This is a genomic window from Aridibaculum aurantiacum, assembly GCF_017355875.1.
Classification (GTDB): domain Bacteria; phylum Bacteroidota; class Bacteroidia; order Chitinophagales; family Chitinophagaceae; genus Segetibacter; species Segetibacter aurantiacus.
Map to the genome: position 1 here is coordinate 668,398 of NZ_JAFEWC010000003.1, position 22,866 is coordinate 691,263.

General features: G+C 43.4%; 25 protein-coding genes. 8 read left to right on the forward strand and 17 right to left on the reverse strand.

What is annotated here, in order from left to right:
- The first annotated feature begins 2 nt into the window (after positions 1-2).
- Positions 3-1,067, forward strand: coding sequence for an ADP-glyceromanno-heptose 6-epimerase (gene rfaD, locus J4N22_RS16440; protein WP_207496436.1), 1,065 nt, complete (start codon positions 3-5; stop codon positions 1,065-1,067).
- A gap of 98 nt (positions 1,068-1,165) precedes the next feature.
- Positions 1,166-1,966 carry a pyrroline-5-carboxylate reductase gene (gene proC / locus J4N22_RS16445; protein WP_207496438.1) on the forward strand — a complete coding sequence of 267 codons (801 nt, stop codon included), beginning with the start codon at positions 1,166-1,168 and terminating at the stop codon, positions 1,964-1,966.
- A gap of 3 nt (positions 1,967-1,969) precedes the next feature.
- Here proC and J4N22_RS16450 read toward each other — a convergent pair whose 3' ends face one another.
- On the reverse strand, positions 1,970-2,518 hold the full coding sequence (locus J4N22_RS16450) for an START domain-containing protein (protein ID WP_207496440.1): 549 nt from the start codon (positions 2,516-2,518) through the stop codon (positions 1,970-1,972).
- A gap of 259 nt (positions 2,519-2,777) precedes the next feature.
- Here J4N22_RS16450 and J4N22_RS16455 point away from each other — a divergent pair, with 259 nt between their 5' ends.
- Positions 2,778-3,614, forward strand: coding sequence for an oxidoreductase (locus J4N22_RS16455; RefSeq protein ID WP_207496442.1), 837 nt, complete (start codon positions 2,778-2,780; stop codon positions 3,612-3,614).
- 63 nt (positions 3,615-3,677) lie between these two features.
- Here the strand turns inward: J4N22_RS16455 and J4N22_RS16460 are convergent, their stop codons facing one another.
- From J4N22_RS16460 to J4N22_RS16535, 16 genes are all read right to left on the reverse strand, one after another.
- A complete protein-coding gene (locus J4N22_RS16460; protein ID WP_207496444.1) occupies positions 3,678-4,379 on the reverse strand; it encodes a hypothetical protein in 702 nt (233 codons plus the stop codon).
- Positions 4,369-5,187, reverse strand: a complete 819-nt coding sequence (locus J4N22_RS16465) for an urease accessory protein UreD (protein ID WP_207496445.1) — start codon at positions 5,185-5,187, stop codon at positions 4,369-4,371. The genes J4N22_RS16460 and J4N22_RS16465 overlap by 11 nt, the downstream gene beginning before the upstream one ends.
- Positions 5,178-5,822: an urease accessory protein UreG gene (gene ureG, locus J4N22_RS16470; protein ID WP_207496446.1), complete on the reverse strand. Its 645-nt coding sequence runs from the start codon at positions 5,820-5,822 to the stop codon at positions 5,178-5,180. The genes J4N22_RS16465 and ureG overlap by 10 nt, the downstream gene beginning before the upstream one ends.
- Before the next feature lie 194 nt (positions 5,823-6,016).
- Positions 6,017-6,697, reverse strand: a complete 681-nt coding sequence (locus J4N22_RS16475; protein ID WP_207496447.1) for an urease accessory protein UreF — start codon at positions 6,695-6,697, stop codon at positions 6,017-6,019.
- Positions 6,690-7,202, reverse strand: coding sequence for an urease accessory protein UreE (gene ureE, locus J4N22_RS16480; RefSeq protein WP_207496448.1), 513 nt, complete (start codon positions 7,200-7,202; stop codon positions 6,690-6,692). Before ureE ends, J4N22_RS16475 begins: the two co-directional genes overlap by 8 nt.
- 17 nt (positions 7,203-7,219) lie before the next feature.
- Positions 7,220-8,941, reverse strand: a complete 1,722-nt coding sequence (gene ureC / locus J4N22_RS16485) for an urease subunit alpha (protein ID WP_207496449.1) — start codon at positions 8,939-8,941, stop codon at positions 7,220-7,222.
- A complete protein-coding gene (gene ureB, locus J4N22_RS16490; RefSeq protein ID WP_207496450.1) occupies positions 8,938-9,309 on the reverse strand; it encodes an urease subunit beta in 372 nt (123 codons plus the stop codon). The genes ureC and ureB overlap by 4 nt, the downstream gene beginning before the upstream one ends.
- 18 nt (positions 9,310-9,327) lie before the next feature.
- Entirely contained in the window at positions 9,328-9,630 is a 303-nt protein-coding gene (gene ureA, locus J4N22_RS16495; protein WP_207496452.1) for an urease subunit gamma, read from the reverse strand.
- A 242-nt stretch (positions 9,631-9,872) separates the two neighbouring features.
- A complete protein-coding gene (locus J4N22_RS16500) occupies positions 9,873-10,520 on the reverse strand; it encodes a LysE family transporter (protein ID WP_207496454.1) in 648 nt (215 codons plus the stop codon).
- A 303-nt stretch (positions 10,521-10,823) separates the two neighbouring features.
- Positions 10,824-13,049, reverse strand: a complete 2,226-nt coding sequence (locus J4N22_RS16505; RefSeq protein ID WP_207496456.1) for a xanthine dehydrogenase family protein molybdopterin-binding subunit — start codon at positions 13,047-13,049, stop codon at positions 10,824-10,826.
- A gap of 76 nt (positions 13,050-13,125) precedes the next feature.
- Positions 13,126-14,109: an FAD binding domain-containing protein gene (locus tag J4N22_RS16510; RefSeq protein WP_207496464.1), complete on the reverse strand. Its 984-nt coding sequence runs from the start codon at positions 14,107-14,109 to the stop codon at positions 13,126-13,128.
- On the reverse strand, positions 14,106-14,729 hold the full coding sequence (locus J4N22_RS16515; protein WP_242692266.1) for a (2Fe-2S)-binding protein: 624 nt from the start codon (positions 14,727-14,729) through the stop codon (positions 14,106-14,108). Before J4N22_RS16515 ends, J4N22_RS16510 begins: the two co-directional genes overlap by 4 nt.
- 338 nt (positions 14,730-15,067) lie before the next feature.
- Complete coding sequence (locus J4N22_RS16520) at positions 15,068-15,541, reverse strand: GAF domain-containing protein (protein WP_207496466.1); 474 nt, start codon at positions 15,539-15,541, stop codon at positions 15,068-15,070.
- A 74-nt stretch (positions 15,542-15,615) separates the two neighbouring features.
- Complete coding sequence (locus J4N22_RS16525) at positions 15,616-15,840, reverse strand: hypothetical protein (RefSeq protein WP_207496467.1); 225 nt, start codon at positions 15,838-15,840, stop codon at positions 15,616-15,618.
- Positions 15,841-16,123: 283 nt separating this feature from the next.
- On the reverse strand, positions 16,124-16,708 hold the full coding sequence (locus J4N22_RS16530; RefSeq protein WP_207496469.1) for a hypothetical protein: 585 nt from the start codon (positions 16,706-16,708) through the stop codon (positions 16,124-16,126).
- Between the two features lie 44 nt (positions 16,709-16,752).
- On the reverse strand, positions 16,753-18,045 hold the full coding sequence (locus J4N22_RS16535; protein WP_207496471.1) for a flavin monoamine oxidase family protein: 1,293 nt from the start codon (positions 18,043-18,045) through the stop codon (positions 16,753-16,755).
- Positions 18,046-18,138: 93 nt separating this feature from the next.
- Here J4N22_RS16535 and J4N22_RS16540 point away from each other — a divergent pair, with 93 nt between their 5' ends.
- From J4N22_RS16540 to J4N22_RS16560, 5 genes are all read left to right on the forward strand, one after another.
- Positions 18,139-18,612, forward strand: a complete 474-nt coding sequence (locus tag J4N22_RS16540) for an NUDIX hydrolase (protein WP_207496473.1) — start codon at positions 18,139-18,141, stop codon at positions 18,610-18,612.
- A 42-nt stretch (positions 18,613-18,654) separates the two neighbouring features.
- Positions 18,655-20,508, forward strand: coding sequence for a sensor histidine kinase (locus J4N22_RS16545; protein WP_207496475.1), 1,854 nt, complete (start codon positions 18,655-18,657; stop codon positions 20,506-20,508).
- Positions 20,501-21,133, forward strand: coding sequence for a response regulator (locus J4N22_RS16550; RefSeq protein WP_207496477.1), 633 nt, complete (start codon positions 20,501-20,503; stop codon positions 21,131-21,133). The genes J4N22_RS16545 and J4N22_RS16550 overlap by 8 nt, the downstream gene beginning before the upstream one ends.
- A gap of 64 nt (positions 21,134-21,197) precedes the next feature.
- Positions 21,198-22,172, forward strand: coding sequence for an NAD(P)H-quinone oxidoreductase (locus J4N22_RS16555; protein ID WP_207496479.1), 975 nt, complete (start codon positions 21,198-21,200; stop codon positions 22,170-22,172).
- A gap of 75 nt (positions 22,173-22,247) precedes the next feature.
- The gene (locus J4N22_RS16560; RefSeq protein WP_207496481.1) at positions 22,248-22,799 is read left to right on the forward strand and encodes a hypothetical protein; all 552 of its coding nucleotides are present in this window, start codon (positions 22,248-22,250) and stop codon (positions 22,797-22,799) included.
- Positions 22,800-22,866: the final 67 nt, after the last annotated feature.

Here is a 22,866-nt window from a genome sequence, read left to right on the forward strand (position 1 = left end):
ACATGAACATCGATTTTAATTCGCTGCTACAAGAAGAGGAGAATGAAACTCCAGCAAAAAAGCAAGGTGCAATAATAGTTACTGGTGCTGCAGGTTTTATTGGTAGCCAAATGGTAGAGTACCTCAACGGTCGGGGCTATCACAATCTTATCCTTGTAGATGATTTTGGAGTAGAAGCAAAGCGTAGCAACTGGGAGGGGAAGGAGTACCTGGAGATAGTTGAACGCTACAACTTATTTGCATGGCTACAGCAGCATGAACCAAAGATCGATTTTATCATTCACCTGGGTGCACGTACTGATACAACAGAATTCGATTATTCTATTCACCAGGAGCTGAATGTGGAGTATTCGCAGAATGTATGGAACTACTGCGTACAGCACAACGTGCCGCTTATTTATGCATCGTCAGCAGCTACATATGGTGCAGGTGAATTGGGCTACAATGATGATCATGAAGTTATCTTCCAACTGAAGCCGCTGAACCCGTATGGTGTTAGTAAAAATGAATTTGATAAATGGGCGATACAACAAGGTGCAACGCCGCCTTTCTGGGCAGGCCTAAAATTCTTCAATGTATATGGCCCGAATGAATACCATAAGGGAAGAATGGCCAGCGTGATCTGGCATTCATTCAACCAGGTAAAGAAAGATGGCGTAGTAAAACTGTTCCGTAGCCACCGCCCTGATTTTAAGGATGGCGAGCAACTACGCGATTTTGTATATGTAAAGGATGTGGTGAAGGTGATTGGCTGGATGATGAAAAAAATAAATGATACAGCGTCTTCCAACTCTCAACCTACAACTTCCAACCTCGAACCTGGATTATATAACCTTGGAACAGGAAAAGCAAGAGCCTTTGCAGACCTGGTAAAAGCCACTTTTGCAGGACTTGATAAAGAGCCAAACATCCAGTTTATTGACATGCCTGAAGACATCAGGGATAAGTATCAATATTTCACAGAAGCTAATATGAAAAAGCTTCGAGATGCAGGTTATACAGACGAATTTTATTCTTTAGAAGAAGGCGTGATAGATTATGTACGCAATTACCTGGTGAAGCTTTAAGCTTCGCAAAATGATTTAAGAGCTGCTACAAAAGCAGCTCTTCTTATTTAAACCTATTGCATTTAAATTTGGTAGCTTCTACACCAACCAACATCATCATGAACAATAAAATAGCCATCATTGGCGGCGGCAACCTCGGAACAGCGATAGCTGAAGGTCTTATCAGCAGCGGTTTTCAGCGTAGCGAGCACATCATCATTACCAAACGAAACATCGCTACACTGGAAGCGCTGGAAGAGAAAGGCGTGCTGGTGAGCAACGATAATAAAGAAGCTGTTCGTTTTGCTGATGTTATAATTCTTGCTGTAAAGCCTTTCCAGGTGCAGCAGGTGTTGGATGAGATAAAAGATAAACTAGACGAGAGCAGACACCTGCTGATCTCTGTTGTTACGGGTGTTTATATAAAAGACCTGCACAATATCATTGGAAAACAATTGCCTTTGTTTAGGGCTATGCCAAATACTGCAATTGCTATACAGGAAAGCATGACCTGTATCTGCAGCCAATTTGCAAAGCTGGAGCAGGTGGGTTATGTTCACGACCTGTTTGATCAACTAGGTAAAACGGTGGAAATAGACGAGCAACTGATGGATGCAGCAACAGTACTGGGAGCATGTGGTACTGCTTATGCCATGCGCTACATCAGGGCCAATATACAGGGAGGAATAGAGATAGGTTTTAGTGCTGCCACGGCTACATTGATAGCTGCGCAAACGGTAAAAGGTGCAGCAGACCTGCTATTGCGGCTGAAGACGCACCCTGAGCAGGAGATAGACAAAGTGACCACGCCAAAAGGTTGTACCATAGCTGGCTTAAACGAAATGGAACACCAGGGTTTTAGTTCATCGCTGATTAAAGGATTGACTGCAAGTTTTAAGAAGATAAAGACGGATATGTAGTAACTATTTTGCAGTAAGCACTGGCTGCTTCATCAGCTCAGACAGCTTTACAAAAGTTTCATATGGTCCTTTAGCTACAAACATATTCGTCACCCAAGCTGGAATATTTCCTCCAGGATCCATTTGCAGATTGTAGATAATGTAAAGCGTGTTTGCGTCCTTGTAACGTATGTCCCACACGCTATTGAAGTAGGGAATGCGTACAATCCCTGCTTTTTCAGGAATGGCATTGGGAACCCCGGTTGAATATATCTTCAGCGAGCCATTCTTTTCATCCATCGACATCTTTACGCGAAGCGGGACATCGCGGTTACTCGCCGGCCACGGAAGTGAAGTCTCAGTATAAGAAAGAACCTCGTTGTTGCTATAGCGCTGCAATAGATACGACTGGTGGGTACGATAAATCCAGTCTTTGTTACTGTTAGGATCCATCATGATCTTTAAGAGCCGCTCCAGGTTACCGGGAATGATTGCTTCTACTTTTATCGACTTATACTTGGCCGTGCCTTCTTTAGCACTGTAAATTTTTATCCCGTTTTTATCTTTGCACAACTCCCACTATGTTTGGGCACTAGTGCTCAAACTAAAAGCCATCAAGAACGCGATTATGATAATACGCAGCATGAAATTCATATTAAATAAGAAAGTAAAATTATACGAACTGCTGCTGCCAAACTATCACATAAACATGTTTTATTTCCGTTTTAATCAGGCTTAATGCTGCTTAATTGGCGGGGTCAGCAGCAGGCGCCAAAGCGGAACAATTTTTACTGCTTCATTCATCTCTCTATTAATAAAACAATTCTATAAAATGATTAAAGTTTGGTTCATCACTGGTTGTTCTACTGGCTTTGGCCGCTACCTGGCCCAGGCTGCATTACAAAAAGGAGATAAGGTGGTTGTAACGGCACGTAAGCCGGCAGATATACAAGATATTGTAGATGGCTATCCAGACACGGCTATTGCAGTAAAGCTGGATGTAACGCAGCCAGCAGATATCACTTCTTCTGTTCAACAGGCGGTGGAAAAGTTTGGCCGCATTGATGTACTGGTGAATAATGCTGGTATTGGCTATTTTGGTGCAATAGAAGAAAGCGAAGATGAGGAAGTTCGCCGCATGTTCGAGATCAATTTTTTTGGCCTTGCAAATATGACCAAAGAAGTCTTGCCTATCATGCGGAAACAACGCAGTGGTCATGTGGTAAATGTCTCTTCTATTGGAGGACTTGTTTCTTTTCCTGCGGTTGGTTTTTATAACGCTACCAAGTATGCAGTGGATGGTTTGTCGGAATCGCTGGCAAAAGAAACGGCTCATCTTGGAATAAAAGTAACCATTGTAGCACCGAGTGGTTTCCGTACCGATTGGGCCGGACGCTCAGCCAACAATAGTAAAATAGAGATTGAAGATTATGCTGAGACCGCAGGTAAAAACAAGAACAGCATTCGTGGTTATAGCGGCAATCAGCCCGGTGACCCGGTAAAGGCTGCAGAGGCTATCATAAAGGCTGTTGAATCTGAAAACCCGCCGTTGCGCTTACTATTAGGCGCAGGTGCTTTGCGTGGTGCTCGTAACAAAATAATGGAACTACAACGCGATATTGATGCATGGGAAGAAGTGACCGTAGGTGCTGATTCGCCTAAACAATAACTACTCTTCAATCGAATATAGGAGCCGCTTCAAAAGAGCGGCTTCTTTGTTTTGTACACGTCTTTACCATTCCCACCACAGCATACCCGCACCACAGATGGTGATGGTGGCTCCGCCTAATGCGTGCATATACCGCTCCATCTTACTGGTGTTGAAGAACGAGATGCCATAGTAGCCCAGCAGTACCATCCCGATCATGGTAACAAGTGTAAACAAGGTGTACACGCCTATCATAAGCAGCATTGCTTTCCACGAATGTTTGGCAGCAGGAAAGTATAGCAGTGGTATCATCGGCTCGCATGGACCCAGCAGGAAGATGAGGAACATTACCCATGGTGTTACTGCGTGCCTGTCTTTGGGCGCCACCACCTCACCTTGCTTGTGCTCGTATACATAGACGCTGCCGTCGTTGTTTACATCAAAGTGCTTGTGCCGCTTGTTGCTGTTGGCGCGCCACAAGCCCCACACTAAATAAATCAATCCAAACACGAACAAGCTCCATGCTGCCAGTCCACCACGCATGCCTTCCAGCCAGTCAATTTTAGCCAGCGACCAACCAATGGCGGCGCCACCAAGACCAAGTAATACAGAACTCCAAACATGACCGCAACCACACAATATGGTCCACGAGATGGTGCGGCCGACGGACCATCCACGTGATCGTGATAAAGCAATGAACGGCAGGTAATGATCCGGGCCCGACAGTGTATGCAGGAAAGCGATCCCAATGGAGGTGGTAAGTAGTAGTTGCAACTCAGGCGACATATTCCTCCGGTTTTAGCGTTTGTTGATTATGATTTTCTATGGTTGTAGCAGCCTGTAACAGTATCTCATGCAGTTGCCCTGCTTTATATCCCATAAGCCTGATGATGATTCCTTTCACCGGTAGCTGGCTTACACCAAATGCTACATCTTGCTGTGGCAGCAGGTAGGAATGTAAAGCTTCCATAATAGAAAAAATATCAACCGCATCGTTGATGTAGAGTAGCGTCGCCTGGTGTGTATAGCCTTCCAACTGACCAATAGCTTGTAGGTCCATCTTTGCAGGTTGCAGCAGAATATTCTCTTTTATAACAAGTTTACCTGCCATGTATACAGAAGTTGTATTCTGGTAGGAGGTAAACCGGAAAACTTCGCCATTCAATTTTCTGCCACAACTGATCACTTCTCCCCATAACAAGCTGCTGTTGGCGTGTAAGTAAATACTATATGAAGAAGCATAGATGGCACCTTCATGCGGTACTACCGGGTGAGGCAGGAACTTCAAAGATCCGCCGGCTGCAATGTTCACCTGCATCTTTTGCTTGGCACCCTTCTTCATGGTAAACAAACGCTGGAAGGACTGCGTTTGCAGCTCTAGCTCACATTGTTCGTTTACATCAATTACAATATCATAGTCATCGCCATCCAGTATCCCGGGTGATGAACACATCATCATTAGTCTCAGGCGCTGCTCCTTTCTATCTTCAGTGATATCAGCCAGTTTGTACGGTTGGTTGCAAAACGATGACTGCAGTATTGTTTTACCATTGCGAAACCTGGTAGCTATATGTACTTTGGCTATCAACGGCATAATGCAAGTGCTTCTACTTCTATATCCTCGGTTAATGCATACTTCTTTATCCAGCCAATAACCGTATCTAACCCGTGCAGGCTCATAAGATTGGTAAAAACAAAAGGAGCGCCCTTTCGCATCTTCTTGGCATCGTGTTCCATCACTTCAAGGCTTGCATTTACATAAGGCGCAAGGTCTATCTTGTTTATAACAAGCAGGTCAGATCGTGTAATGCCGGGGCCGCCTTTGCGCGGTATTTTATCACCTTCAGCTACGTCTATCACAAATATGGTGAGGTCGGCAAGGTCGGGGCTGAATGTAGCCGAAAGATTATCACCTCCACTTTCAATGAAGATGATCTGAACATCAGGGAAGCGTGCAGCCATTTCCTCCACCGCTTCCAGGTTCATGCTGGCATCTTCGCGGATGGCTGTATGCGGACAGCCACCTGTTTCTACACCAATGATGCGTTCAGCAGGCAAGAGGCTATTCTTAGTAAGAAACTCGGCATCTTCTTTTGTATAAATGTCATTGGTGATAACTGCTATTGAATATTCATTGCTCATTGCCCTGCTAAGCCTTTCTATCAGTGCTGTTTTGCCCGAGCCTACAGGGCCTGCTATTCCAATCTTAACGTATGTTCTTTGGGTCATTGTAGAATTTGAAGTTTCTGATTTTTTGTTTTTGTTTCTAGTTCCTTGTTCCTGGTTCTTGTTTATTTGAGGCTCGTTGTTGTTTAACCATAAAATTTTAGAGGTGTAGTCAGGTGGAAATTCTTAAAAAATCAGCCACTCTTTATCCATCACGAACCCCACCAGGAACAATAAACCAGAAACTCTAAACTGCCTTACGACATATACAACCTCGAATACAACTGCTCATGTTGCATACAACGTACATCAAAGCCGGTGCAGCATAAGCCGATCATTTCTTTATCTGGTGTCATGGCCTGTGTAGCTACATCGGCTATTAGTGTGTGCAAGCTGAAAAGGATTTCCTGCCCGTCCTGCTGCCCGAGTGGTACCAGCTTTACGCTATTGGTTACCATACCTACTGCGGCGTTATACAAAAAGCCATACAAGGCAGCTTGTTTGTTGATGCCAAGGGTTGCTGCTAATAAGCCGAATACGGTGCAGTAGTGCGATGCATTTTTCTGTTTAGTGCTAGCATATATTTCAATTGTTTCGCCATGGCATAAGGGTGTATAAATTTTTAATAAACGTGTTCCAAGTTTGTGGCTGGCGAGCCGCATTTCACTAGCCAGCTTCACTGCATTACATAACTCATCCAATTCATGCAACGCCTGCACATCATTGTTCTTTGCAGCATCAAAAGCCAGTGAGGCAATGGCTGCGTCTGTATGCAGTAAGTTCTGCGATAGCTGTTTTTCAATAAATTCTTTCGCTGATGTTTTATCATTTACTATTTCCTGTTGTACATAGGTTTCTAACCCTGCTGAATGTGAAAAGCCACCTATGGGTAAAGTAGGATCTGTAAGCTGTAAAAGCGCAAGCAACTGGTTAGTCATTGGTAGGTGTGGTCAGTTTTAATATACGGGAGAACAAGCTTTCGCTGCTGCCTTTGTGCGCATGTGGTGCAACGGATGTTTTTACCTGGTTCTGTAGTTTTCGTTGTTCTACCTGCGGATCAAAACCTGCAGCCTGCAGCATCTTGAAAGTAGGAGCGTCGTACGGAATGAGTATAGTATCATCCTGGTAGTAAAGTGGCAGGTGTTTGTTGCCGATCTCGTAGCATACATATGCCATTTCATACATGGTAGACGGTTTAAAAGTCATTGCTTCGCATGCTATTATGTCCACTACTATCAAAGTGGTTTCATCTGCATGCAATACATCATCCTGCTGCAGTTGCGGAGGTTCATTTAAAAATTTAAGCACCACCTCTTTACCCGATTGTGTCTTCTTATTCAGTATTCTTTTACTGCTCTCGTACCATTCTATCGACAGCCTGTCAATTGCTCTTCCTTCATCAGCAAACGATGCAAGGTTTCCTAACTTTTGTTGTATCATCATAGCTACGCCTTAGGTGTTTAAAATAGAAAATACCGCTGTGCCAGTGGCACTTCTTTCACAGGCTCGCAGGTGATGAGTTCACCATCTACCTTCACTTCGTAATTCTCCGGGTTTACATCAATTTGTGGCGTAGCATCGTTGTGTACAAGATCTTTTTTTGAAATATTCCTGCAGTTCTTTACCGGCACTACAATCTTTTGCAGTCCATATTTTTCAATGGTGCCGTTATCAATAGAAGCCTGCGAAACAAATGTGATACAGGTCTCATGAAGAGCTTTACCAAAAGCACCAAACATGTGGCGGTATATAACAGGTTGGGGTGTAGGAATAGAAGCATTCGGGTCGCCCATTCGGCTGGCGATGATCATTCCACCTTTGATGCTCATCTCCGGCTTGGCGCCAAACATCATCGGCTTCCATAGTACAATATCAGCCAGTTTACCTGGTTCAATGGATCCTACAATGCTTGATATGCCATGACTGATAGCAGGATTGATGGTGTATTTAGCAACATATCTTTTTACCCTGAAGTTGTCGTTGTTGTTGGCAGCATCTTCTGGTAGTGCACCACGTTGTTTCTTCATTTTATCTGCGGTTTGCCAGGTGCGTGTTATTACTTCTGCCACACGTCCCATTGCTTGCGAGTCGGAACTCATCATGCTAAATACTCCCATGTCGTGCAGTATATCTTCCGCAGCAATGGTCTCTGGTCGTATACGCGAATCGGCAAATGCCACATCTTCAGGTACCGACTTGTCAAGATGGTGACAGACCATCAACATGTCCAGGTGCTCGTCGATAGTATTAACAGTGAAAGGCCGCGTAGGATTGGTAGATGAAGGAAGTACATTGGGATACATGGAAGCCTTGATAATATCCGGTGCATGACCACCACCAGCTCCCTCGGTATGAAAGGTATGGATCACTCGGCCATTGATGGCGTTCATGGTGTCCTCCAAAAAGCCGCCTTCATTGAGCGTATCTGTATGAATAGCCACCTGCACATCATACTCGTCGGCTACAGTTAAACATGCATCAATTACAGCGGGTGTAGATCCCCAGTCTTCATGGATCTTCAAACCGCATGCACCTGCTTCTACCTGCTCAGCAATAGGGGCCGTGGTCGCACAGTTGCCTTTGCCGAAAAAGCCTAGGTTCATCGGGAACGCATCGGCGGCTTCCAGCATCTTGCGGATGTTCCATGCACCGGGAGTAACCGTTGTGGCACTAGTGCCATCGGCAGGTCCCGTACCGCCACCCAGCATGGTAGTGATACCACTGAAGAGTGCATGATCCACCTGCTGCGGACAGATGAAATGTATATGCGTGTCGATGCCTCCTGCAGTGGCAATAAGTCCTGCGCCACCATGTACCTCAGTAGATGCGCCGATAACCAAGCCAGGTGTTATTCCATCCATTGTATCGGGATTGCCTGCTTTGCCAACACCTACCACCTTGCCATCCTTTATACCTATATCAGCCTTCACTATGCCCCAATGATCGATGATGATCACACTGGTGATAACAAAATCCAGCACATCTTCTGAGCGGAGTGCAGTTGCTGACTGTGCCATACCATCACGGATGGTTTTGCCGCCTCCAAACTTGGCTTCGTCGCCATATACGGTATAATCCCTTTCTATTTCTATCAATAGTTCAGTGTCGCCTAGTCTTACTTTATCGCCGGTGGTGGGGCCATACATATTGGCATACCTTGTGCGGTTGATGTACAAACTCATTGCGGGTTGTTTTTGAAGTGTAGGGCTGCAGCTTTTTCAAGTGCTGCTTGTTTGCTTGCGCCTGAAGTATCTCCATCAGTAAGGTTGCTAAAACCAAAGAGCTTTTTGTTGCCACCAAAGCTTACCAGCTCTACCTCTTTTTGTTCACCGGGCTCGAAGCGGACAGCAGTGCCAGCAGCTATGTTGAGCCGCATGCCAAAAGCTTTTTCCCGGTCAAAGTCCATTATCTTGTTTACTTCAAAAAAATGGAAATGAGAACCTACCTGTACGGGCCTGTCGCCCTTGTTCACCACGATTAATTGGGTGGTTTCCCTGCCTGCATTGCATAATATATCTCCTTTGGCTAAAATGTATTCTCCGGGTATCATGTTAGTGGATTGATGCGGTTAGCGAATGGGGTGGTGGACCGTAACTAGCTTGGTGCCATCGGGGAAAGTGGCTTCGATCTGTATCTCGTCGATCATTTCAGGAATGCCTTCCATCACATCTTCGCGGCTGAGGATGGTGGCGCCATAGCTCATCAGTTCGGCTACAGATTTACCATCGCGTGCTGCTTCCTGCAGGTGGCTGCTGATGAGTGCTATGGCTTCGGGGTAATTTAACTTAAGTCCGCGATCCTTTCTTTTTTGTGCAAGTTCTCCTGCTAGAAACAGCAGTAGTTTTTCCGACTCCCGGGGTGTAAGATGCATGTGCTTGACTATTTACGTTTATGGATACACGTATAGCAAGCAGTGCAATGAAAATAAGGATTATTTCGCTAGCAGTGGGAGAATGCAAAATTTAAGTCAAAAGTCAAAAGTCAAAATTCAAAACATCACCTGACCACAACATCAGACATCAGACATCCGACATCTAGCATCCAACATCCAACATCCAGCATCCACCTCCAACCTCCAACTTCCAACCTCCAACATCAAGCGAAGCATCCAGCCTAAGCCTTGATCCTCGTCATCACTCTTTGCGGTAGCAGCCTGTATGTTTGGATGAGCGCGGTGAGTAATAGGATAAAACCAATGATGTAATTGATGACATGTTGGTTGGTCTTTATCTGCGAGATGGCAATCTGGCTTCCATAGATGAAAAGGCCCAAACCGATCATTGAACCTATGGCCATGCCGCCAACATATGCGTGGTAGTTATTGCAGGATGGGATTAGTATTTTCCTGTTGATGAGAATGGTGCTCCAGCCAAACCAAAAGGGAATATGCAGTGGATGGATAAGACTGAGAAAAGCGCCCAGCGCAAAAGGTGACATAGCATATGAAGGAACAGCAGCACCTAAACCTTTCATCTGAACAGCAGCAATTAAGCTAAATATTGATAATGCAAACAACAGCAAGACGGTCAGCCATTCAAAAGCTTTAAAAACCTTTTGCCGCTTCATCACTTTATCCATAGCTACCAGAGCCAGGCGCACATAGACCACTTCTACTATTGTTGCTCCCAGTGCAAACCACCAGGCTGCCATTATTCCATCTTGTACCGATACATTGGTGATAGAAACATTCAATGTTCCTAATGGTAAAGTGCCTAGAAAACTAATCATCAAGCCCCACCAGAAGATCTTTATCTGTTGCATGGTTTTTCATTTTTATGCTCTTCAGTTTCCAAGATGTTGGTCGTGCTTCGTTCCTTAATTAGAGAAATATTTATGCCTGATGAGTTTGTTGAAGAAGACCATAAAAAACCCTTCTTAATGCTGCGCAAGCCCTTGTTGCTGTGGAGATATCTCCCTTCCTGAAGGAGTGTTATCTAGGGTTAGTCGTTGTGCCGAAATAGCTTGTTTTTCATTATCAAATTGTAAAGACAAATCAACAGCTATATAAAAGAAAAGGAGCTGCTTTTGGCAGCTCCTGAGGTATTATACTTATTGACTAAAACGTTACATTATCAACTTATCTGGCGTGATAGGTAATTCACGAATACGTTTACCCGTAGCATGATAGATAGCATTGGCAACAGCTGCAGCATATCCTATGATTGCTATTTCACCCAAACCTTTTGATCCGATAGGATTGATGATCGGGTCTTTTTTATCTACAAATAAAACTTCTACATGTGGTACATCTGCATGTACAGGCACATGATAATCTGCAAAGTTGTTGTTCACTATCCGTCCAAAACGATGATCAACAACAGCCTCTTCCATAAGGGCCATTCCTATACCACCTACCACACCACCAATCATCTGGTTGCCTGCTGTTTTCTTGTTCACGATCTTTCCGGCATCGGCTACTGTGATGGCTCGTTTTACCCGCACCACACCTGTAGTAGGGTGTACATGTACTTGAGTAAAATGAACAGAGAAAGAATAAATAGAATACTTCTGCCGCTCGTCGCCACCTTGCGATTCTATTGTTATCTCTACTTCCGGCAGGTTGTGCTGTTGTAGTAACGAAGTGAGCGACACACTTGCTGCTGCATTGTTAGCAGGAGCAATAGTACCATCATTGAAGGTTACATCTTTCAACTGCAGGTTGGCAAAAGCAGTATGTTTTGCTACAGCCATATCCAGCAGTTTTTGTTGCAGTGCAACACATACATCATATACTGCCGAGCCAAGCGTGGATACAGTAGTAGAGCCACCTTGTGTAGGTCCTGGTGGGAGAGAAGAGTCACCCATTTCGAAAGTAATGCGAGCAGGCGACATACCCATGGTTTCAGCAGCTATGCCTGTCATGGCGGTTGCAGTGCCTGGCCCGCTATCGCTCACCGCACTTTGTATCACCAATGAACCGTCGGCTAATAATACAGCTCTTACCGTTGCTCTTCCTCTTCCGGCATTGAATACACCAGATCCCATACCGTAGCCAACCAGCCATTCTCCCTCTTTAATGCTGCGAGGCTTTGGGTTGCGCTTGTTCCAACCAATGGCATCTGCACCCATCTGGTACGCCTGTTTTAAAAACTTGCTGGAGAAAGGCAGGTTGCGCTGCGGATCTGTTTCAGCATAATTTTTCAACCTGAACTCTACCGGGTCCATGTTCACAGCATAAGCCATTTCATCAATGGCAGACTCCAAAGCAAAAGCTCCTGTAGCTTCGCCAGGTCCACGCTTCCATGTAGGTGTGCTAAGATCTAAAGGAACGATCTTGTACACTGTATTTACATTTGGGCAGTCGTACATAAACCGCGACATGTTCACTACGCCTTCCGTGAATTCTTCATAGGTGGAAGTGTTGCCAATAGCTTCATGTGTGATGCCGGTAAGCTTGCCATCTTTAGTAGCGCCTAATCCTATCTTCTGTATAGCGTAAGGGCGGTAGCCTACCATGGTAAACATTTGCGGCCTTGTAAGCATAAGCTTTACCGGTCTGTCCACATGTTTGGCTGCAAGCACAGTCGCTATTACATGAGGCCATGTGCGCAATGCAGAACCAAATCCTCCGCCTACAAAATCTGCATTCACCTGCACGTCTTCTTCCTTTAGTTTGAAGGCATCCATCAAACTTCTCTGAGTAGCCTTTACACCTTGCGTTTTGTCGTACACCATCAACTTGTTGGCGTTCCAAACTGCTATGGTGGAATGAAGCTCCATTGGATTGTGAACTTCTATTGGCATGATGTATTCAGCCTCTATTTGTACCGGTGCATTTTTGTATGCATTTGCTTCACCTCGTTTGTAATCAGCTCCGCGTTGGTTACGTGGTGTAACTCCTTTGCTGATGTTTTCGTACAGGTCAGTTTCATGTGCTTCTTTATTGTATTGCACATTTACTAAAGTGGCGGCATGTAGTGCGCGCTCAAAAGTATCAGCAACTACTATAGCTATAGGTTGTCCGCTAAAGTAGATCTTGTTGTCGTAGAACACCCGCAGCGGCTGTCCAAGTGTAGGTGGTTTCGCAGGATTATCACCTGTATCGTAGCCCGGAACTTTTGGTGCATTTACATGCGAAAGAACAGCTATGACACCGGGTGCTTTTTCAGCTTTTTTATATTCAATAGAAGCAATAGTGCCTTTGGCTATTTTACTTTCTACCAGTACTGCATGAACCAGTTTAGGCAGTTCGTATTCTGCGCTATACTTAGCAGCACCGGTTACTTTAGCACGACCATCTACACGGTCAAGTCCTTCGTTGGGTTCTGCAAAAAATAAATGTTTGCTCATAATGTAGTTGGAAGGGTTTTGCAGCAGCTGCAAGACCAGGTAATTAAATCAGGTAACGAGGAACATCTTTTAAACATCAGGTTTTTGCGGCAGCTGTTTTTAAAGCTTCCACAATAGCATTTTTACCCATGGGTATTTTAAATGCATTATGCTTAAAAGCTTTTGCTCCTTGCATAGCGATCTCCGCAGCTTGCAAGAAAGTTTCTTCCGTTGCACGTTTACCTACTAAATGTTTTTCTGCATCTGCCAATCTCCACGGTTTATGTGCAACACCACCCATAGCCAGTCTTGCATCTTTTATGGTTTTTCCATCAAGGTGCAATGCAGCGGCAACAGATACCAGTGCAAAAGCATACGAGGCGCGATCTCTTATTTTCAGGTAATGAACATGTTTAGTAAATGGTTGTTCAGGCACATTCACACCTACTATCAGTTCTCCTGGTTGCAGTGTATTGTCTTTTTGAGGAGTATCGCCCGGCAGCTTGTGAAAATCAGTAAATGGTATTGCTCTTTTTCCTTTTGGACCTTCTACTAAAACAGTAGCATTAAGTGCTGCCATGGCTACAGACATATCGCTTGGATGAACAGCTATGCAGCTATTGCTATGACCGAAGATGGCATGCATGCGGTTATAACCTTCTAATGCACTACAGCCTGATCCTGGTTCTCTTTTATTGCAGGGCAAACTGGTTTCGTAAAAATATGGGCAACGTGTGCGCTGCATCATATTGCCACCTACGGTAGCCATATTACGTAGTTGTGCAGAGGCGCCGGCTTGTAATGCAAGAGAAAGCAAAGGAAGTTTAGAAACAATGAGCGGATGCTCCGAAACTGCACCGTTAAGAGCAAGTGCACCGATGTTTATCTTTCCTTCCTGCTGTGCTATTTGCTTTAGTGGGAGTGCATTTATATCAATCAATTTTTGTGGAGCAGAAACACCTCGTTTCATCAGGTCTACCAGGTTGGTTCCACCTGCTATGAACTGCGCGGTTGGATCTTTTCTTAATGCATCTATTGCTGCACGCTGGCTCAGAGGTTTTATATAGCTGAACTGGATCATATGCTTTTACCTCCTTCTTTTACTTCTTTGATGGCTGCAACAATATTAGAATAAGCACCACAGCGGCAGATATTGCCACTCATGTATTCTCGTATCTCGGCTTCCGTATTTGCATGACCTTCTTTTATACAAGCCACGGCACTCATTATTTGCCCGGGTGTACAGTAGCCGCATTGGAAACCATCGTGCTTGATGAAAGCAGCTTGCATAGGATGTAATTCATCTCCTTTTGCAAGTCCTTCTATGGTAGTTATTTTTTTGCCGTTTTGCATAACGGCCAGCGTAAGACAGGAGTTAATACGTTTGCCATCCACATGAACTGTACAGGCGCCGCACTGGCCAAGGTCGCAGCCTTTTTTAGAACCTGTAAGATGTAGTTGTTCGCGTAACAGATCGAGTAGTGTAACCCGCGGCTCTACAGAAAGTGAATGGACAACTCCATTAACCTCCAGCTTTATGGGCATCTTTTCAATGGCTGAAGCAATGCCTTCATCCCAATTTTCTTCGGCTGCTTTTACAACGCTTGCCGGTGTTATGGCTAGCGCTGTAAGTATACCGGAAACTTTTAGAAAGTCTCTTCTTGATTCGTTATGGCATTTGCCATCGTTTTCATTGCACATACAGTTACTTTGATTGACAAGATTTAAAGTAACTGATTTTTCTAAAGTAGCTGCTTAAATTTCCAAATGGTGAAAAAATCAATGAAACAGGCATGACGATACTATTGATATGTAGTAATCATCAGTAGTAACAACGCCTTAATAAAAATGAAAACAGAACTAGTTACACTGACCTAGTGCCCAGAAGATAAGAATGAATATAATGATAGTGCTGAAGCAGCCACCGCCTAATTTTTTTGCGCCATAACCGGCTATTAACCCTCGAAGCAATTTATTCATGATGTACGTTTAGCATCTATATCTTAATAATTATGCCATACGCCCATTATGAAGCCTAGCTACCAGTTGATCATCTTTACGATCTCTTCAAGATATTTTGCGTCGGTATCATCAAAACTGTCTAACTCACTGCTATCAACATCCAGCACACCTACTACTTCGTCGTCTTTACGAACCGGAACAACAATCTCTGATTTGGATAAACTACTGCAGGCTATGTGCCCCGGAAAATTTTCTACATCCGGAACAATGAGTGTTTTATTTTCTGCCCAGCTGGTACCACAAACACCACGGCCCTTTCTTATACGTGTACATGCCACCGGCCCTTGAAAAGGTGCCAGCACCAATTCGCCATTCTTTACTACATAAAAGCCTACCCAAAAAAAGTTGAACTGCTCTTTTAGTGCTGCAGCTACGTTAGCCATGTTTGCCACCAAGTCGTCTTCGCCTGTAAGCAAACCCTTTATTTGTGGTAGCAAAAACTGGTATTGCTCTTCTTTAGTGCCTTGATGTATGCTTAGATCTTCAGCCATTGGTGATGTTTTTGAGATCGCCAAAGTTATAGAAGATGCATATGCAGCTGGCAAAAAGAAATCGTAATGTATGGTTAGAACAATGCAGGATTGAGGTTATGAAGCTTGGTTCCCTGTACTTCTAATTGCAAAGCATGATCTTTCATCAACCAGCTTTCCTGGTAGTTGCCATCAAGGTTTACATAGGCAACCATGAGTTCTGCATTACTTTCAGCAATTACCTGGACTGGAAGACCAAAATTTATATTTCCCGCTTTATCTTTTACAATTGTTCCTGGCTTTAAATCTTGTGGTGCCATGATTATAGTTTTAGTTTTTCGAACTTGTTAATTGTTCGACAAGCAAATCATTAGCGGGTTTAATATCTACTATTATTTATATGACACTGAAACCTTTGCTGCTGTTGCATTTCAGCAAATTAATTGCGGTAATTCATCATCCCATCTTCTTTATATGTAGAAGATGGGATGATGTAGTAGTTATACAAGAAAATGAAATAGCATGTGCCTGTTTGTAAAAAGTAAGTTGTACTAATTATGTAGTCACTCATCAAACCAGCTCATCAATCATTACCCATGCTCTTTATGGAGTTCCTTCTGTAACATTATCATTGCTATCGCTTCCCAGGCTGTAGTGGTTGTTTTCTTCGTCTTCTTCACCAATCCTTTCCATAGCATCGTCGGTATCTACTACAGTAGTGTCTAAGTCAGATCCTGAAACATCTGTTGCCAGGCTTCCTTCATTTATCTCTTCACCTTCGTCATCGGTTTGATCTAGTTCAGCCCTGCGCAGGTTTATATCATCTTGTGTAGGCATGTCAGAGTCAGCACGTTCAAGCATGGTAACTTCTTCTTCGCTCACATCGCTTTCGGTGCCTGCTCTCATGTCCACATCCAAATCATCATCGCCTTCTTCATCACCAAAAATACCCACACCTTCTTCGTCATCAGATGCTATGGTGGTATCAGCAAAAGACTCCATATGTGGCGGATGAATGAATTCCTGACCCGGGATATCCTTTACATCAGGAAGGTCCAGTATCACTTCTTCGGGCTGCATTTTAGCCTCGTCTTCCGGGCTATCCGGAAGGTATGAGGTACGGGATATGTTTGCGCGCTTTTCTTCTCCTGGATTTTCATCTTCTCGTATATCGTCAGTGTTAGCCATTTGTTCTTTTTTCTGAATGGCTAAAAACACTATGCCAGTAATTATCATGAATGACTATCACTCATCACTTTTTGGGCTGTAAATAATCCGCTGGTCAAAGCAGCTTCCACTGTACCCGTTTCAGTTCCCGTGTATAATGCCTCGCCAGCTAAGTAGATGGTCCGCTCTATTGGTTGAAGCAATTGTGCCTGCGCCTCTTCTGTGGTGGTAATAGAGTAGGAGTATCCGCCTTTTGTAAACGGGTCTGCAGGCCAGTCAAACACCTGGTACCATTTCAGCCATTGTTCAAGTATCACTACATCAATCGAAAAAATATTGCTTAATGATCGTAAGGCTTCGGCTCCTATTACTTCAGGTGGCTTAGTAGAAAAATGCAGTGCATTGGGTCCTGCAACCCAGCCGGTAAGTATAGTGGATGATTTAGGATACTGTGTCCAAAACGTAGGAATATTCTCCGATGAAAAGATGAAGCCCAATTTTGTTGTGTCGGCTTGTATTCTTTCTCGTATAGGTTCCGAGCACCAGAAAGCATGTTCAAATTCAAGCAAGATTTTGATAACACTGCCAAAGCCCAACCTATTCATTTGATGCTGAATTCGTGGTATGGTTGGCTCTAATGCTATTGCAGCTTCTTCATTATTTTGCCATACACCTGCGGGTATGGTGATGATTACTTTTTCGGCAGCGTATTCATTACCATCCTGGTCAATGGCAGTAACTGCATCTTTTTGCCATTGTATTTTTTTCACTATTGTACCTGTTATGATCCTGCCGTTCTTTTCAAGTATTCGATCAGCCAGAAATTCAATGATCTTTCCATAGCCGCCTTCTATCCTGTAATTCTCCTCATCTTCCGATTGCCATTCTTTATAAAACTTTAGCGCACTTGCTTTGGATGGATCACCAGCATAATAACCTTCTATATACGAAAGAACTGAATTGCGAATTCCTTCATGCTTAGGTTCACTGAACTCTTTATCTAAAAATTCTTGAATAGATATATTCTCAGTTAGTGCTTCAAGTTTTCTTTTTACCAGCTCTTCGTTCTCAAAAGCTTCCGAAGACTTCTCCCATTCCCCTTCTAAGCTTTTCCACATTGCTCCATCAATTTTATGGTAGCCAATGCCAGCCTCTTTCAACAGATCGAGTGTTAAGGGAAGATTTCCATGAATAAATTCTGCACCTCCTTCCAGTGTCAGATCATTATGGGAGAAGGAGTGTATTCTTCCGCCAATGCGGTCTCTTGCTTCCAAAATGGTTACTTCATATCCTGCAGCGGCTAAATGTTTTCCAGCCATAAGTCCACTAGCACCTGCGCCTATTATCAATATCTTCATGTATCTTCTTTTACACTTGCAATTGTTCCTTTCAAATTGTATGAACGTTGCGGGAAGGAAAGTAGCAACTTCAAATTACACAACCACATTCTTATGCCAAAGACCAGCGCCGGGTTACTTGTTTACCAGTTCCATCAAAACCATTTGCAAGTACTGCTGGTACATCCCGGCGGCCCATTTTGGAAAAATAAAGATGAAGGCGCATGGAGTATTCCTAAAGGTGAATATTCAGATAGTGAAGATCCATTACAAGTGGCACTACGCGAATTTGAAGAAGAGACAGGTAATAACATTGAAGCGACCAACTTCATAGAACTTGAAGCGGTGAAGCAAAAAGGTAGTAAGCTCATCAAAGCATGGGCAGTAGAAGCAAACATTGAGCAGCCTTTTATTAGCAGTAATATTTTTGAGATGGAATGGCCGCCGCGGTCAGGAAAGATGCAGCAGTTTCCTGAAGTAGATAAAGCAGGGTGGTTCAGCATAAGTGAAGCAGCAGTAAAAATGAATGCGGTACAATTTCAACTAGTACAGCAACTGCAGGAGAAGCTTGGTGCAAAAGTTCAATAGATTTTGTAAGATGCTGCTGTTGATAGTACCTTAGTTCGATACATGAGATTTCCGCTTCTTACGCTTCTTTATATCCTCGTTCTATTAGCCAGTTGTAGCAATACGCGCAACGCTGAAAGCAGCAGCTTTTCTTTTTCTATTATTGAAGATGCGACACTGTCTATGACAGCGGATAGCGCTTACAATATCTACCAATCAGGTAATGCAGAAACTGTAACAAATCAATATATGAATATTGGTTTTACCCGTTCAGCTTATTGGCTTATACTTTCTGTTACCGAGACTATAAATGAAGACTCGCTGGTATTGCAGGTAGGAGATCAGCATATCAACCAGCTGGATTTTTACCAGGTACAAAATGAGAAACCACAACTTCAATATCAATCTGGTGATTACTTTCCTTTTGATCAGAGGCCATTGCCAGCAGTAGGTTTTTATTTTCCTATAAATAGAAGTGGTACCTACCTGGTGCGTGTAGACAAGCATCATGAATCGTTGCAACTATACTTTGGTGTAAAAACAATTTTAAACGTACTTGACCAGGAGAAGACGGACACAGCATTCATGGCATTGTGCAGTGGTATGATACTGCTACTGTTGATCTTTGGTCTATACCTGCTGATCATAAGTTGGGATGTGTTGTACCTCAATTACCTGCTCTACGTTTTTTCTGCATGGCTTTTTGTTATGGCACAAACAGGTTTTGGATTTCAATATTTATGGCCGGGCGATCCATGGTTTGCCAGCAAGGCAAGGCCTGTTTTCAGTATGCTTACCATTGTTCTATCTATTCGTTTTATGGAATTGTTCATTGGTGGTATACGCAACAAAGGCGCAAGAAGAGCTTTAGACTATTCAACCGTTGTTGCATTACTTATTACACTTATTGTTTTGCTTGGACCTTATTCCAGCAATAAAAGTGACTGGTGGATGTACTTCCAGTTTTGCGGTCCCATCTTCACCATTCTTTACATCAGCCTTGCTATCTATTTTCTTATAAGAAAATCGTTGAGGGGTAATAAACTTGCTATTTTTTACCTGGTGGCGCTGGCAACAATTATCGTGATGGTATTGTTTCAGTTAGTTTACTATACGGGAACCTGGAACCTGACACAGTCATTTTATAGCAGGTTTGGTATAACAACAGCTATAGTGGTAGAGATTGTTATTATAACCGCCGGCATGGCGTATCGTTTCAATACTTACAGGCTGGATAAAGAAAGGCTGATGGTACAAATGCATAAACAGCAACAGGAAAATACGAGAATATTACTTGAAGTACAGGAGGCTGAACGCGACCAGATTGCTAATCAACTGCATGATATTGCGGGTTCATTGCTATCCGCGGCAAGACTGAATTTATCAGCAGTGCGCGAAGTAGGTTATGCAGGGTCAGAAGAAGAAAAAACAAAGTTGCTAAAAGCAGAAGAGGCGGTAAGTATCGTATCTGATACTGTAAGAAACCTTAGCCATGCATTAAGCCCTATCATGCTGCAAAAGGCTGGGTTCAAGGCGGCATTGGAAAAGGTGATAAGTATAGTAAACGCATCAGGTAAAATATCTATAGAACTGGTTGTTGTTGGTTTCGACAACCCGATCTTTCTATCTACCTACTATGCCAGCATATACAGCATGGTGTACGAGCTATTGAATAATATTGTAAAACATTCACGCGCTGCAAATGCACTGGTACAGGTGATAGAACATGAAGATGGTTTTACCATAACCACCGAAGATGATGGCATAGGGATGAGTGCTGAGCAAATGCAGCAATTGCAAAAACAAGGAATGGCTGGAATAATTTCAAGAGTTAAATTCTATAATGGTGAGATAGCTTTTGATGATAACAACCCGGGCCTGATGACAACAATAGAAATACCATTGAGGAATGACTGAGCATACAATAATACTGGCTGATGACCACCAATTATTGCTGGAGGGGATAGTATCAGTTTTGAAAGATGAACCTGGAATAAGAGTACTGGCAACTGTGAACAATGGAATAGAACTACTAGCCAAAGTAGAAGAAGCGCCTCCAACCATGGTAGTACTCGATCTGAACATGCCGGGCATGGATGGATTGGAAAGCCTGAAGCGGCTAAAACATAAGTTTCCGAAGGTGAAAGTATTGGTGCTTTCCAATTATAACCAAGCCGAACTTATTGACCAGGTAAGGCTGTTAGGCGCTGATGGCTACCTGGTAAAGAACTCTTCTTCTATAGAGCTGAAGGAGGTGATGAAAGAAGTGTTGGAAGGAAATAAATGGTTTGCTGATGCTGATGATAAATTGCCTGTTGAGTCTGTTTTTCTTGATGGATTTTTGAAGAAGCATAACCTTACCAAAAGAGAAGTTGGAATTATAAAATTGATCTGCAAGGGGATGAGTAGCAAGGAAATGGCATCGACACTTTTTTTAAGTGAATTAACTGTAAAAACGCATAGGCGCAACCTGATGCGTAAGCTCAATATCAGCAGTATAGCAGGCCTTATTCATTTTGCCAAAGAAAATGACCTGGTGTAGAGAAAGCCAAAAATCAAGAATGTTAGTGCTCCCGATGCTGGTACTTATAAAATGAATCTAGAATATGCAAGCCATTATAGTTACCCAACCCGGCGATCCTTCTGTACTGCAATTGCAGGAACGTCCTACTCCGCAGCCAGGTGAAGGAGAAGTATTGATAAGTGTAAAAGCTGCCGGAGTGAACCGCCCCGATATTGCACAGCGCAAAGGTCATTATCCTGCACCGCCGGGTGCACCTGCCGATATACCGGGACTTGAAGTAGCAGGTGTAGTGGCTGCTTGCGGTAAAGGTGTTACCAAGTGGAAAGAAGGCGATGAAATATGTGCTTTATTGCCTGGAGGCGGTTATGCTACACATGCCATTGCGCACCAGGATGTTTGTCTTCCTGTTCCTGCAGGTTGTACCATGGCTGAAGCTGCATCATTTCCTGAAACGGTTTTTACGGTTTGGCATAACGTTGTAGAACGTGGGCAGCTAAAGCCCGGCGAAAAACTATTGGTTCACGGGGGAAGCAGTGGTATAGGCGTTACAGCCATACAAATAGCAAAGGCTATGGGCGCCACAATTTTCGCTACAGCAGGCACAGCAGAAAAATGTGAAGCCTGCGAGGCGCTGGGGGCAGAAAGATGTATCAATTATAATAATGAAGATTTCGAAGAAGTGCTTGCCGGGGTAGGAATGGATGTAGTGCTGGATATGATAGGAGGAAGTTATTTTCAGAAAAACCTCCAGTTAATGAACACCGATGGACGTATTGTTTTTATAAACGCCATGAAAGGTGCAGAGGCTGCGTTGAATATAATTGACATCATGCGCAGAAGACTTACAATCACCGGCAGCACCTTACGCAATCGCGAAATAGCATTCAAAGCTAAACTCGCTGAAGCTGTTAAAGCAAACGTGTGGCCCTTCATCGAGCAAAAGCTTTTCAAGCCGGTTATCTACCAGCATTTTCCACTAAAGGAAGCGGCAGCAGCTCACCAACTATTAGAAAGTAGCACGCATATAGGAAAGATCGTTCTCGTGAACGAAGCGTAACGATTACTACTTAGTTCATTGACAATATCTTCATGGCATTATTGTTGAATAAACGAAGGCAATAATGCTATACTTATGAAAAAACTAATCATCCCGTTTGCGGTGCTACTTACGTTGGTAACGCTAATGAGCTCGTGTAAGAAAGTAGTGACCGCAGTTTTCCCTGGTGTTGATGTACAGGTTCCGCAGGTTGTTATTACAGTGCCGCCACTTATCATGGTTCCGCCAAATGAAGTTTCTCTGGGCACTTACAGTACTTCGTTTAATCTTGATAGTATAGTACGTGCAAATACTGCAGGTGTTTTTAATGCTAATGATATATCATCTGTAAGAGTGAAAACAATAACAGTAGCAGTACAGAACAGCGACAACCTGAACAATCTTTCAAACTTTGAATATGCAAGGTTAACGATCTCTTCAAGCAGCAACAGTTCAGAAGCTAATATTGCAACTATCAATTTTCCTGATGTAGCTAGTTCTACTCAAACAGCAACCACTGATAACAGTCCTGATCTGCGTGCATACCTGAATGGAAACCAATTGTCGTACAATGTCTATGGTAAGCTTAGAAAACCTACTACCAAATCATTGAACGTAGCAGTAAACATCACCATGAGGATCGAATAAAAGAGGTACTTCCAAATACTTGATGTGTTTAACATATTCTACAGCAGTTAGTGCTGGTGTAAATATG